The 16,134-nt window shown below is 37.8% G+C and carries 4 protein-coding genes; 3 read left to right on the plus strand and 1 reads right to left on the minus strand.

The window, feature by feature from the left end; translation table 11 throughout:
• Nucleotides 1–40: 40 nt before the first annotated feature.
• The gene (locus tag QE450_RS07720) at nt 41–280 is read right to left on the minus strand and encodes a hypothetical protein (RefSeq protein ID WP_274170065.1); all 240 of its coding nucleotides are present in this window, start codon (nt 278–280) and stop codon (nt 41–43) included.
• A 421-nt stretch (nt 281–701) separates the two neighbouring features.
• Between QE450_RS07720 and ectB the strand changes: the two genes are divergently transcribed.
• The 3 genes from ectB to QE450_RS07735 all read left to right on the plus strand — a co-directional run bounded on the left by ectB (nt 702) and on the right by QE450_RS07735 (nt 16,132).
• Entirely contained in the window at nt 702–2,006 is a 1,305-nt protein-coding gene (gene ectB / locus QE450_RS07725; protein ID WP_274170064.1) for a diaminobutyrate--2-oxoglutarate transaminase, read from the plus strand.
• A gap of 129 nt (nt 2,007–2,135) precedes the next feature.
• The gene (fabD, locus tag QE450_RS07730; protein WP_307298263.1) at nt 2,136–3,344 is read left to right on the plus strand and encodes an ACP S-malonyltransferase; all 1,209 of its coding nucleotides are present in this window, start codon (nt 2,136–2,138) and stop codon (nt 3,342–3,344) included.
• On the plus strand, nt 3,341–16,132 hold the full coding sequence (locus QE450_RS07735; protein ID WP_307298265.1) for a non-ribosomal peptide synthetase: 12,792 nt from the start codon (nt 3,341–3,343) through the stop codon (nt 16,130–16,132). Before fabD ends, QE450_RS07735 begins: the two co-directional genes overlap by 4 nt.
• Nucleotides 16,133–16,134: the final 2 nt, after the last annotated feature.

Raw genomic sequence — 16,134 nt, forward strand, 5'->3', positions numbered from 1 at the left:
TAAAAAAGTAAGTAGTTTTAATAAGTTGTTAAAAGAATAATTACGATATTTGTTTTCTTCTAAAGGCATATACAATTACCGCTACAATTAGGCCCAAAATGATAAATCCTACTGGAACAGCTATCAGTTCTCTAATAGCAGCTTCGGAACCATAATATGTTTTATTCCCAATTACTAAGGGAACTTCTAAACCAAACATATTCAATACATAGACTAAAACGCCTGCAATAATACCAAGTGGAACAAAGATTTTTAAATAATGTCCAATATAACGAGCCATATTAACCACCTTTCTATTATCCAAATACTGGAATGATCTGCTTGAGTATATATCATCAATTGTTAGAAGTCTATTACTTTGTTCATGTTTTCTAAAATTAATATTGTAAACTATATGTAAAATAATGACGCTTTAAAGCTCTTTATACATGAAACAAGTCTTTAAAATTACCATTTAATGGTTTGACATCCTCTTGATGACTAATCTATCATAAGAATGCAAGTTAGATTAGTGGATAAGCTAATTTGTTAAATATTTCTTTAATTATCAATTTAGAGTATTATTTCCACATCAAATTTCACTTCTTATCATTATCCTACCTTCCTCAATTCATCCTATGTCAAACAGCAACTGTGCACTATGATTTTAGACAATATGTCAATAGATCTTTTGAATATACCAACAATATGGAGGATGAATAATGAATTCATTTGAGCTTTGGGAATCCAATGTACGGTCTTATTGCAGAGCATTTGGCGATGTATTTCAACATGCCAAAAACTCAATCATGGTTACTGAAGAAGGCAAACAATTTATTGATTTTTTTGCTGGAGCAGGAGCGCTAAATTATGGTCATAATCCTGATTTTATCAAACGGCAATTAATCGATTATTTAGAGTCAGATGCTATTATTCACGGGTTGGATATGTATACGATAGCCAAACGCAAATTTATTGATGCCTTCACTGAACTTATTCTTATCCCCAAAGAAATGAATTATAAATTGCAATTTTGTGGTCCTACAGGAACGAACGCTGTAGAAGCTGCTTTAAAGTTAGCTCGTAAAACGACCGGGCGGACAGGAATATTTTCGTTTATGGGCGGATTTCATGGGATGTCTTATGGAAGCCTAGCAGTTACTGGAAATCTTTACAACCGTAACGGTGCAGGAGCTCCATTGCCAAATGTAACTTTTATGCCTTATCCTCATGGATTTATGGGGAGTTTTGATACGATTGAATACATAGAAAATGTGTTGACTGATCCTAATAGTGGTATAGAAAAGCCAGCCGCTATTATTTTGGAAACGGTACAAGCTGAAGGTGGAGTTATTGTTGCACCTATTGAGTGGTTACAACGTTTAAGTGAATTATGCAAGCGTCATGATATTTTGATGATTGTAGATGAAATACAGGTAGGTTGTGGTCGAGCAGGTTCATTTTTCTCTTTTGAACGAGCAGGGATACAGCCTGATCTTGTTGTGTTATCCAAATCGATCAGCGGATATGGGTTACCTATGTCACTCCTATTGATCCAACCAGATTTGGACATTTGGAAGCCTGGTGAACATAACGGAACTTTTCGAGGTAATCAACTTGCCTTTATCGGTGCAACAGCGGCTTTAGAATATAGAGAATCTGCTCAACTTGAAGAAATAGTAAAACGCAAAGAAGCTATGATTGCTACTTTTTTAGAGCAAGAGATTGCTAGCTTGCATTCCAAAATAGAAATTCGTGGTATTGGATTAATCTGGGGAATCGATTTGGGTGGTCTAGAAGATGCAGAAAATGCTTCTAAATTTATCGTTGCTCGTTGTTATGAACTAGGTTTAATCATTGAGAGGGCAGGTCGTAATGATACTGTTATCAAATTAATGCCTGCTTTGACGATAGAAATAGAATATTTGCAACAGGGATGTAATATCATTAAACAATCTTTAACTGAGTATTTAAATCGTCAAACAACGGATTACCAACAACAAAAATATGTAGGTGTGTTGGAATAATTGTAAAACTCCAAAATGGAATACAGATAACGAGTCGCTTCAATCTCGTTATCTGTAATGTTTGTTGTTCTTACAGACCAAAACAAATGGTTCAAAAGATATCAGACAAAGAGAGGAAAGGGATTTGTCATGAGTGGTATTGCTTTATTATTTCCTGGTCAGGGGTCACAGTACAAAGGAATGGGCGTTAACACATACAAATATGAATCTCATACCAAACGATTAATGGAGGAAGCAAGCGATATACTTGGCTATGATATGTATGCATTATGTAATACAGGCGAAATAGAACAGTTATCACGTACTTCCTATACACAGCCAGTATTGCTCACTATGAGTATGATTGCATTTCATGCGTATATGCATCAGATCGGTATAGAGCCAACTTTTACAGCCGGACATAGCTTAGGAGAATATTCGGCATTGGTTGCTAGTGAAGCTCTATCTTTTCAAGATGGATTACGGATTGTTCAACAACGAGGACAATTTATGGAGAATGCTTCACAAGATCATATCGGAAGCATGATTGCTGTACGAGGAATAGCGGTAGATGAATTAGAACTGTTATGCATGCAACATCGTACATCTGAACAACCAGTCGTTATTGCTTGTTATAATTCTCCACTTCAACATGTTGTTGCAGGTCATTCTCAAGCTCTGGAAAGATTGACGAGATCACTTGAACAGCAGAAAGTACAGATGAATCGCTTATCTGTGAGTGGTCCTTTTCATACGATACTGATGCAACACGCAGCAGATCGCCTAGCTACTGCTTTACATACGCAATCATTTCAACAAACTCGCTGGCCTGTTATATCGAACGTTACAGCAGAGCCGTATGCAAGTGATATACATATTGTTCAAGGATTAATTGATCAGATGACTTGTGCAGTCAAATGGCAACAGTCTCTGTTATACATGGTGGCAAACGGAATACATACAACGGTCGAAATTGGACCTCGCAATATATTAACACGCTTATCTGAGGATATTGCTCCTGACCTTTCTGGATATGCTTTTGATAAAGAACAGGATAGACATCGTTTAATTCAAGATTATCCTGTAGATGTCTGGATTAAAGAATGTCTGGCTCAGTCTATATCTTTACCTAATCACAATTGGAATGAAAATGAATATGCACAGGGTGTTATCGAACCGGTTCAACAACTCAAACAGATGCTAGGTTACCTTACTACATCGAGTAGTAAAGATCTGAACGCAGCGGATCTTCGTCAACAAGCAACAGCTTATCTTACTCAAGTAATAGATACCAAGCAGTGTAAAAAAATAAATCAAAAAGACGTTTTGACACATCAGCTTGTAGGGGGATTGGCATGAAGCACTATCTAACATTATTGGATGCTTTTGAAGATCAAGCCCGGTTAGGATCACGCGGGATTACTTATATTTCGGGGGATACGGTAGAAGAATATCAATCCTATACACAGTTGAAAAGTGAGTCTTTACTTGTACTCAGAGAACTTCAAGCAGCTGGAATGTGTGCTGGTGATGAGTTATTAATGCAAGTTGACGATAATCGATCTTTTTTGAATATATTTTGGGGTTGCTTATTGGGCGGAATTATTCCTGTTCCTGTTACAGTCGGCAATAATGATGAGCATCGAATGAAATTATTCAAAATCTGGAACACGCTAAATCGTCCTTATCTCATTACTGATCCTAAAGTTTTTTCTAATTTAGAAAAATATGCTGTTCAGCAAGGGTTAGATGCAACGTATCAACAGATTGCTCATAGAACACTGTTTACTGATGCATTGGATTATAACAATCTTGATCAAGGTCTACCTGTTCAAGTACAACCGGAAGATCTAGCATTTATTCAGTTTTCTTCAGGGTCTACAGGTGATCCTAAAGGTGTTATGCTGACTCACGAAAATTTGATCTACAATACACGCGATATTGCTAATGGTACTCAATTGGATGAAAACAAAGCGTATCTGGGATGGATGCCTTTGACTCATGATATGGGATTAATTGCTTTTCATCTTACATGTCTGGTCTCCAATGCAACTCAATATATTATGCCGACTGCTTTGTTTATAAGACGTCCTACTCTATGGCTTAAAAAATCTTCTGAACATCGAGTTACCCATATTTGTTCTCCTAATTTTGGCTACAAATTTTTCCTTGCTCAATACAAACCAGAAAATGCACTAGAATGGGATTTATCGACGATTGAAATGATTCAAAATGGCGCAGAACCTATCTCTATTGAATTATGTCATGTATTTTTAGAAGCTATGAGCAAACATCACTTAAAAAAATCTTCGATGATTGCTGTATACGGGATGGCAGAAGCTAGTGTAGGCGTTAGTCATCCACCCATTACTGAAGAATTAACACCTATTCATTTGCACCGGGATCAATTGAATATCGGAGAAGCTGTCGTTGAAGTAGATTATAACGATTCCAATCGTATTAGCTTTGCAGATGTAGGGTATGCGCTAGAAAGCTGTGAGATACGTATTAGCGATCAAGATCATCAACCTATACCAGATCGTCATATTGGTCATATTCATATTCGCGGAAAAAATGTAACCCGTGGTTATTATAATAATCCCACAGCTACCGCCAAAGTTCTTACTCCAGATGGCTGGTTAGTTACAGGTGATCTAGGCTTTATGTATAAAGGTCGCCTTGTTATTACAGGTAGAGCTAAAGATATTATTTTTGTAAATGGGCAGAATGTTTATCCTCATGATGTAGAGCGAGTCGCTGAAGAAGTTGAAGGTATTGAACTGGGTAAAGTGGCTGTTTGCGGAGTATATGATGAAAGCATTCAACAGGATCGAATGATTGTATTTGTGATGCATGTTAAGCAATCTATTGATTTTGCACCTATTGCACATCGTCTAAAAAGTCATCTCAATTATCGTGCTGGTTGGCAGGTGCATGAAGTGTTACCGATTCGTCGTATTCCCAAAACAACCAGTGGTAAAGTACAACGGTTTAAATTAGCAGAAGACTACGCACAAGGTGTATTCGCTAATGTGGTGACTCAATCGGTTCAATCTGCAACAGTATCAACAGATTCTATAGCAGAGATCGAAACATCTTTACCGTTAACGTCTTTCAAAGATTCGATCTCTAAACTGCCAAAACAAGCAGAAATTGAACGCCAGTTGGTAGAAATATGTCAACAAATTTTAAATAAAACAACAATCGGTGTGCATGATAGCTACTTTGATATCGGTGTTAGTTCATTACAAATGGTACAAATTGTTGATCAGTTAGAAGAGCGATTTGATGTCAAAGTCGAAGTAACAGATTTCTTCTCCTATCCTACGATAGCAAGATTAGCACATTATCTTATTCATGGAGAAGAAAAAGCTTTTGCTACTCACAAACCGGCAATAAATCAATCCTCTTCTGTGCAAAGTAAAGACATTGCTATTATCGGAATGGATGGTACATTTCCGCAAGCCAAAACACTAGAACAATTTTGGAGCAATATTGCAGAAGGTACAGATTGTATAGGAAGTTATAATGAACAACGAAAAGCCGATGCGCAGTTCTTTATTTCGCAACTCAATACAGAAGGTCGTAGTCATCAATTGGCAGATGGGGGTTATTTGGATGAAGTCGATAAGTTCGATTATTCATTTTTTAAATTAACGCCTCGTGAAGCATCGTTAATGGATCCTAATCAACGCTTATTTCTACAGACCGCATGGAGCACAATTGAAAATGCAGGTTATGGTGGCAATATATTATCAGGTCGTAAGGTTGGCGTATACGTTGGATTTTCCAAAACAAGTTTTGAATATGAACGTTTACTAAGCGAAGTAACACCGGCTTCTATTCCGAATTTTGCGATAGGCAATCTATCTTCTATTATTCCAAGTCGTATTTCTTACTTATTAAATCTAAAAGGACCAGCGGTTACGATTGATACGGCTTGTTCTTCTTCTCTTGTTGCGGTACATATGGCTTGTAAAGCTATTCAACATGGAGAATGCGAAATGGCTTTGGCTGGTGGAGTCAAAACGATTTTACTTCCTTTAAAAGCAGGTCTAGGTATGGAGTCTTCGGATGATCGTGCTCGTGCATTTGATGATAGTTCGGACGGTACAGGATGGGGAGAAGGTGTAGGTGCAGTCTTTCTAAAGTCACTGGAACAAGCTGAGCGAGATGGCGACCATATTCTTGCAGTTATTAAAGGAAGCGCAATTAATCAAGATGGTAGTACAGTGGGGATATCTGCACCCAATGCAATTGCTCAAGCAGAAGTTATTACTGAAGCCTGGGAAGATGCAGGCGTAGACCCAGAGACGATTAGTTATATTGAAGCTCATGGTACCGGAACTCGTTTGGGCGATCCTGTTGAAATAGAAGGGATTAGCCGTGCATTTCGGGCATATACATCACGCAAGCAATTTTGTGCAATCAGTACAGTGAAAAGCAATATCGGTCATCTATATGAAGCAGCTGGTATTGCCGGATTAATTAAATCAGTCTTATCGTTACAACATCAGCAACTTGCACCATTGGTTCATTTCCGTACCCCTAATCAGCAGATATCTTTTGAACAATCGCCTGTATATGTGAATCGTCAGCTTCAACCATGGGTCACAACAGATGGAGTTCCAAGACGTTCAGGATTAAGCTCGTTTGGATTTAGCGGTACCAATTGTCATATGGTTCTTGAAGAATATACTCAACTTCACGAGACAATTCCAACAGAGACAACAATCGATCCTTTAATTTTAACTTTATCTGCTCGCACAGAAAAAGCACTACAGCAATTGATTAAGCAATATATCGCATGTTTGCAGTTGCCTGAAATGGCTCATCGTGTACATGAAGTGTGTTATACCGCTAATACCGGGCGCAGTCATTGGCATTATCGAGTAGCTATTGTAGCGAAATCATCTGCTGAATTAATGAGTCGATTGATGCAACTTCATCAGCAAGGCATAACAGCACCAGGCATTTTTGCAGGCAAAGTAGAATTGCTTCAAACGTCTGCTTCAATGTATCAAGGTAACCTCGATACGTTGATTGCTTTAGAACAATTAGCGGAACAATATGTGCAAGGAGCCGATATTGCATGGCATGATTTGTATTCTTCTAAAGAGTATCGACGTGTTCCTTTACCTACGTACCCTTTTGAACGGAAAAGATGTTGGATAGAAGCACCAACTCCGACCGTCTTATTATCACCTCGTCTAAATCATGAACATCAATCTCAGGAAGTTGTATCGTTGCCAGATAATCATGAATCTACCATGTTAACGATAAAGGAGTCGAAGAATACTGTGAAGGATGTTGTTAGACAAACCATTACGCAGATGATCAGCAATGTATCTCAATTAACTACAGAAGAGTTAGAAGCAGATACTCATTTTTTAGAAATGGGTCTGGATTCTATTAATTTATCTCAAGTGAGACATAGTATCAAAGATACCTTTCATCTAGATATTCCGATGAGTGAATTTTTCGAATCTCTTACTAATCTAAATGTGCTTACCGCATATATTGCAGATGTTTTACCGCAAGAAGCGATAGATTCATTGACAGGCACTACGCATGAAGTAGTTATTAATACTTCTTCTACCAATCATGAAATCAATGTAGAAATAGAAACATCTTCATCGCTTCAAACGGTTACAACAGATGTACAACATCATACCTTTAACAATAATTTGATATCTAACAATACAACATCAGAAACTAATGCTTCATATTCATCAGTAGAACGGATTATGGCACAACAACTTCAATTAATGTCTTATCAATTAGAAGTATTACATGGAAAGGCGACTCCAAATGCAGACGTGCAATCTAATCATTCCACGTATACAGCTATACCCGATTCAATAGTAGAACAACCGACAGCAGTATCGGTTGTTTCAACAAGTTCACCAGTGACTATTAATCAAGAATCCAAACCATTTGTTGCATACAAACCGTTAGAATTGCAGACGGATTATTCTTTACCTGAACGGCAATCCAACCATATCCAACAATTGATCCAAAAATATACTCAACGTACAGCCAGCACCAAACAATATACTCAACAGTATCGTTCTGTTTATGCGAATAATCGTAATATTGCAGGCTTTCGTCCACTATTAAAAGAAATGGTGTATCAGATTGTATCGCAACGTGCGGAAGGTTCAAAATTATGGGATCTTGATCATAATGAATATGTAGATATTACGATGGGATTCGGTGTTAACTTTTTCGGGCATAATCCTCAATTTATTCGTGAAAAGATTGAAGCTGAATTACAGCAAGGTATGTGCGTAGGACCCATGTCTAATATGGCGGGTCAAGTAGCAGAAGCGATCACACGAATGACTGGAACCGAGCGTATTTCTTTGTACAATTCTGGTACAGAAGCAATTATGGTCGCTTTGCGTTTGGCAAGAGCAGCCACAGGACGGAGTAAAGTTGTTATTTTTGCAGGTTCGTATCATGGTACTTTTGATGGGATTCTTGCTCTGGGTAGCGCAGGTGTGGATAAAGAACATTCTACACCTCTAGCCCCTGGAGTGTTACAACATATGGTTGATGATATTGTCGTGCTCAATTATGGTACTCAACAAGCGCTAGATTATATTGAAGCGAATGGTCATGAGCTAGCTGCTGTGCTGGTTGAACCTGTTCAGAGTCGTCGTCCTGATTTTCAGCCTAAAGCCTTTTTACAACAAATTCGTGAGCTGACTCGTCGTTCAGATACTGCTTTTATTTTCGATGAAGTCATTACAGGTTTCCGTATTCATCCTGGTGGTGCGCAAGCTATATTTGATATTCAAGCTGATCTAGTAACTTATGGAAAAGTCATTGGTGGTGGTATGCCTATCGGTATCGTAGCTGGGACTGCTAAATATATGGATGGAGTTGATGGAGGAACATGGGATTTTGGGGATGAATCTTATCCTGCTCATGAACATCGTCGCACTTTTGTTGCAGGTACATTCTGCCATCATCCACTAGCTATGGCAGCATCTTTAGCTGTATTGCATCGGATGGAGGAAGAAGGTCCAGCATTACAAGCGAATCTTAATGCAAGAACAGCTCAATTTGCTTCAGAATTGAACGCGTTTTTTGAAAATGAACAATTACCTATGAAAATAGTGCACTTTGGATCATTATTCCGCTTTGTATTAAAAGGCGATTTGGAGCTCTTTTATTATCATATGTTAGATAAAGGTATTTATATTTGGGAAGGACGCAATTGCTTCTTATCCACTGTACATACAGAGGAAGATATTGCTCGTATTGTACAAGCTGTAAAGGATAGTGTGCAGGAGTTGCGAGCAGGCGGATTTTTGCCTGATGGCCCACCTGATCCAGACCATGATCCAGATAAATTACCTGTACCACAACCAATCCACCAATCTTTGACTCATGACAAGATTATTCCATTAACTGCTGATCAGAAACAATTATGGTTTGCATCTTCATCAGGGAAAACGGAAGCTCAGTCTCTTCATGAAACCGCGATTTTGCGGTTTCAAGGAGAACTGAATATGAACTTTTTGAAAGAAGCAGTACATATGGTGATGCAACGTCATGAAGCCTTGCGTACATACATGAGCCATGATGGGGAAAATCAAATCGTTGCTTCACAGATGGAATTATTAATTCCAGTCTTTGATTTCACGATGTATGATTCTACGGATAAAGAGCAAAAAATAAAATCATGGTTGCAAGAACAACAACAGCTGTCATTTAGTATGACTTCAACCGAGCCATTATTTCGCATTCAATGTTTACAGCTGACTGAATATGAATATATTGCAGTGTTTACTTTCCATCATCTTATAGCAGATGGTTGGTCGATTGGTGTATGTATTCAGGAACTGGAACAGATTTATTCTGCTCTTATACATAATAAACCTGTTCGCTTGCCTGAATCAGTACCTTTTCAACAATATGTGGTATGGCAACAACAACAGTTGAATCATTCTAACAGTCAAGAAGCTGTAGCGTATTGGAATCATCATTTCCGACGGATTCTTCCAGTGGTAGAACTCCCATCTATCTATCGAGGTACTCTTTTGCCATCGGTTCAAGGGGGTCGTTATACAGCGATGTTATCTAGTGAATTGGTACAAAAATTACGTGCCACGAGTATGGAGTTAGGCACAACGTTATTTGTTACTTTATTAACTGCTTTTAAATGTGTACTTCATCGTCTGACCGAACAATCCATAGTAACTGTAGGCGTACCTACAGCAGGGCAAACTCATATGGAAGCCTATGCTTTGATAGGAAATTGTGTGAATCTGTTGCCGATTATTACTGAGATTACTAAAGATATATCGTTTGCAACGTATGCAGATCAAGTAAAACAAAAGATGAAAGAAATCGAAAAGTATCAAATGTATAGTTTTGCATCTTTGGCTGAACGTGGAATAGGGAATTTACCAGTGATAAATACTGTATTTAATATGGATCGTGCAGTGCCAGAACTTCAATTCGATGGATTGATTACGGAACTCATGACTCATGATATTCATTACAGTAAGTACGAATTATTTATGAATGTAACTCCAATAGGAAAAGAACTTAGTATAGAGATGGATTATAATGCTGACCTATTCTCACAAGCTGTAATTAAAGAATGGACAGTGGGATTTATAACCTTTTTAGAGAATATGGTTGCAAATATTCAAGCACCTATGCGGGAGCATTCCTTATTATCTGTATCGAATTATCAACAGCTTGATGAGTTTTGGACTTCATTAGCAGATCCTCAAGGGCATTTTCCTTATGTCCTAGATATGTATGGTCAGCCTGTTGTGGCAGGAGCGATAGGTGAGCTATATGTAGGACAATTGTATTCAACCAATTATGATTCTCAATCTCTACAAGCTGACCAGCATCTAACTACATTGCAACGTACAGGTCAACTTGTCTATTGGGGAATAGATAAACGTATTCAGTACATAGGCGATATTGATCGTGTACAGACTATACGTGGTCATCGTGTTTATTTGGAACAAATCGAAAAGTATATGGCGAACACTTTTTCACTTCAAAAGTGTATAGTGCTTCCTGTCGTAGCCTCTAATAGAGACTCCGATCAGTATCAACTTTGTGCTTACTTGCAAATGGATCAGACACAACATGAATTTTATAATCCTGAACAGATTCGTCAAATGATGAATGAACAAATACCTGATTATATGCAACCGCGTATCTTGATTCCAATGTCAAATATTTCTTTGCTGGAAAATGGACAACCAGATTTGGCAATGTTACCTGATCCAGTACAACAAGGTATCACATTAACTTCTCTACAAACTACACATCATTCTATCGAAAGCGAAAATGATACAGGTTATAAACTTATTCAAATTTGGCAAGATGTGTTAGGGATTAACGACATACAGCGCACAGATAATTTCTTCCAACTAGGTGGGGATTCTCTAAAAGCTACTGTGATCTTATCACGAATCAATAAAGAATTTGCTATACATATTCCGCTTCGTGAAATTTTCAATCTACAGACAATAAATGAAATTGTCCAGTATATTGAGGGCGGAGAACATATCATTTACCTGCCGATTGAATCTGTAGAATCTCAGGAATTTTATCCGGTATCTTCTGCACAGAAGCGAATGTACATCATGGAACAAATCGGCAATGGCGGCTTGGCTTATCATGTTTCTGGACAACTGACTATTCAAGGTCCATTGAATACAGAACGTCTAATTAAAGCATTACAGCAAGTCGTTGCCCGTCATGAATCTTTTAGGACGTCACTAGAATGGCATCAAGATCAGGTCATTCAGCGTGTACATCCGCATGTACTTATGGATATCAATACAACTTATGTTCAAGAACATCAGTTATCAGAAATGCGTCAAGCTTTTGTACAGCCTTTTCAATTGGATCAATCTCCTTTATTTCGTGCTCAATTGTTGCAGTGGTCAGATAGTTATTATGCACTTCTGGTTGATATGCATCATGCTATTGCAGATGGATTTTCGATGGCAATTTTATTAGAAGAATTGGTTCATAGCTATCAAGGTATATGGTTACCTGAACCGAATATTCATTACAAAGATGTTGTGATGTGGCAACAGCAGCAAATAGCAGAAGGCATATTGCAGACCCAGCAAGCTTACTGGCTAAATACGTTAAGTGGCGATCTACCTGTACTGAATTTGCCTACTGATTATATTCGCCCACAAACACAACAATTTGCCGGACATACGTTATCGTTTGCAATCGACAAGTTATTAACTGAAAAGTTATATGTATTAGCTGGGCAAACAGAAACTACATTATATATGGTGTTATTGACAGCTTACGAAATCTTATTATCTAAATATTCTGGTCAAAACGATATTATTATCGGTACTCCTGTAGCAGGACGCAGACATGCAGATACAGAGTCCGTTATTGGAATGTTCGTTAATACGTTAGCTTTACGTGTTCAACCTCAGCCTTCTCAGAACTTTCGTCAATTATTAGAAGAAGTGAAGCAAATTTCGTTAAATGCTTTTGAGCATCAAGAATATCCATTTGAAGAATTGGTAGAACATCTTGAAGGTGTGCGCGATCTTAGTCGTAATCCAGTATTCGATACACTGTTTAGTCTACAAAATACAGGTACAGATATGTTAACAGCAGGGGAAGTTACTTTTATTCCTGAAGAATTTAATGCAGGGATAGCCAAGTTAGATTTATCGCTGTATATGACTGAACAGAAAGATCAACTTAGTTGTACATGGGAATACGCTACTTCATTGTTTAAGCAGGATACGATAGAGCAAATACATCGTCACTTTGTTCAAATTTTACAATTAGCTGTAGATCATGTTGATCTTACGTTAGAAGAATTAGATGTTATGACAGATACAGAGAAGCAAATGGTTTTGCAAGATTTCAATCATACAAAGTTAAATTTCCCTGATAATCAGACAATCCATAGCCAATGGGAATCCCAAGTGAAGTTAACACCTGATTCGATTGCTTTAGTATGTAATACGCAATCTATTACCTATAAGCAATTGAATGAACGTGCTAATCAATTAGCTTATACGTTAGTACAGCATGGAGCAGGATGTGATCGCCTGATCGGAATTATGGTTGATCGATCAATCGAAATGGTTGTAGGTCTACTTGCTATTCTCAAATCAGGCAGTGCTTATGTTCCTATTGATCCTGAATATCCGACAGGACGAATCGAATACATGTTGGAACATAGTGAAGCTTCTATTTTGGTCACCAGTCGTCATCTATTAAAAGAATTAAATTATACAGGTGCAGTAGTGTATGTAGAAGATCAGGCATCTTATCATACGCATACAACAAATCTAGAACTTCCTATACACTCAGAGAATCTTGCATATGTTATTTATACTTCAGGCTCAACAGGGCAACCCAAAGGTGTAATGCTACAGCACCGTTCTGTCATGAATTTTATAACAGGAATGAAGCAAGTGATTCCCTTTACTACTGATAAAGTGATGCTATCTTTAACAACGATGTCTTTTGATATTTTTGTACTGGAAACCATTTTACCACTGTTGGAAGGCATGAAAGTTGTGATAGGAGAGCGTCATCATCAAGCAGATCCTATAGCACTGGCTGAATTAATTAGTACTCATCATATTGATATGTTACAAATGACACCATCTCGTCTACAAATGCTACTTCATGTAGAGCAAGGTATACAAGCATTGCATCATGTCAAAGATATAATGGTTGGTGGTGAAGCACTACCACACCAGCTACTGCAACAACTTCAAGATATTCAAGGATTGCGCATATTCAATATGTACGGTCCTACAGAAACAACCGTCTGGTCTGCGGTAAAAGAATTAACAACATCGCCTACGATTTCAATTGGTAAGCCAATTGCTAATACTCAACTATATATTGTAGATTCTGCTATGCGTATTCAACCGCTAGGAGTTGCTGGAGAATTATGTATTGCTGGCGAAGGTTTGGCTCGCGGATATTGGAAGCGACAAGACCTAACAGACGAGAAATTTGTAGCTAATCCATTTGTATTAGGGGAGCGCATGTATCGTACAGGCGATCTGGCACGCTGGCAAACTAACGGTGAAATCGAATTTATCGGTCGTATTGATTATCAAGTTAAAGTAAAAGGCTTTCGAATAGAGTTAGGAGAAGTCGAACATTGTTTAACAGCTATTGAAGGTATACAAGAAGCTGTTGTCATCGTTCAGACCAATCATCAACAAGAGCCTATGATCTGTGCTTATTTGATTCAAAGTCAAGAAAAAGAGTATACAGGAGCAGAAATACGTCAATATGCTGCCAAACAACTTCCTTATTATGCAGTACCTTCACATTATACTTTTATTGATCAGATGCCTTTAACACCTAATGGCAAAACGGATCGCAAAGCATTACCTGAACCAGAAGAATGGCATGTGACACATACTGACTATCAGGCTCCAGAAAATGAACTGGAATGGCTAATCGCTCAGATCTGGCAAGACATATTGAAACGTGAATGGGTTGGGGTTCACGATAATTTCTTTATGCTTGGCGGAGATTCGATCAAAGCGATCCAAGTGATTGCTCGTTTACGCGAGCAGCATTATGAGCTTGATATCAAATCGCTATTTGAGCATCCATCGATTCGCGAGCTGATCTATCATGTAAAATCTACCGCTCCGCATATTGACCAATCTTTCATAACAGGTGAAGCCATATTATCGCCTGGACAATATGCATGGTTAAAACAGCATCCCGATCTATCAATTCCTTATCATCACTCTGTACTTTTGCATGCGAATCAGAAATGGGAAGAGCAAGCAATTAGCGTTGTTATGCAACAACTGATAGAACATCATGATGCGTTACGTCTAGCATATGTGCCAGTAAATAGTGAAACGACAGAAAATCATGAAAAGGCAAACCGCCAAAATCAGCATCCACAAGGCAAATGGATCTATCAAAATCCTGAAGCGACTACATTTAGTCTTGAAATATCATCAACAATCAATAGTACATTAGATGATAATGCATACCAATCATTTTCAGTATTAGAGAAAGAATATGCCTATATGCAGCAAGAACGTAAGCGGATTTGTCAACAAATTGTTCCTGGCGAAGGCCCATTAATTCGTTTAGTTATTTTCAATACGAGTAGTGGAGATTACCTTTTAATTGCGGCTCATGAAATGTTACTAGACGAAGTATCATGGTCTATTTTATTAGAAGATTTGGCACTAGCTTACAGTCAATATATCACAGAGCAATCTGTGCAATTGCCAGATAAAACGATTGCTTATCAGACATGGAATCAACAATTAGAACATCAATTAGCAGTATCTAATTGGCAACCTCAGATCCAATACTGGAAGCAGATTAAGCCTCACTTCCACAAAGATCTATTCTCAATGTTACCAACCAATGAAACGATATGGCATCAGATGAATCGCATAACACTGAAATGTTCGTTAGAAAAAACAAACCAATTAATAACAGATGTGCATCATATTTATGGAACCAATACACAGGAAGTATTATTTGCTGCTTTTGGACAAGCATTGAAGGCAACTTTATATCAAAACGAACAAGTTATTAGTATCGATATGAAGACAACAGGACGTGAGATGTTATTTGCAGAAAATACGCAGATATGGGATGCAACTCTAACAATAGGTCATTTCAATTCTATGTATCCACTTGTGTTCACTATTGAGTCAGATGATCTTTCAGTTGTATTGAAGCAGGCAAAAGAGTTAGTTAGACAAGTGCCTGATAATGGAATCAGTTATGCCATGCTTCGATATATGGAAGATGTACTACCAGAACACCACACGCCGATTAGCTTTCATTATCGAGAAGAACGGAACAAGAAGTATATCAATTTTGAAGCGGAATGGCTACATGATCTGAATGATGTTGCAAGTGTTCATGATTTAGTAATGAATGCTTCTATAGAAGATGAGCAGTTAACTATCTGTCTGGATTATGATACGCAACAGTATAGTTCTACAGATATCGAGTTTGTATTACAACATTTTGAACAGATCTTGTTCGCTATGATTGATCATTGTATTCACAAAGAAGAGCGTGAATTAACACCAACCGATGTAGGAGCACAAGATATAGATTTGGAAGATTTCGAAGATATCCAGCAATTTTACGAGAATGTCTAATT

Source organism: Paenibacillus sp. SORGH_AS_0306 (assembly GCF_030819345.1).
Taxonomy (GTDB): Bacteria; Bacillota; Bacilli; order Paenibacillales; family Paenibacillaceae; genus Saccharibacillus; species Saccharibacillus kyungheensis.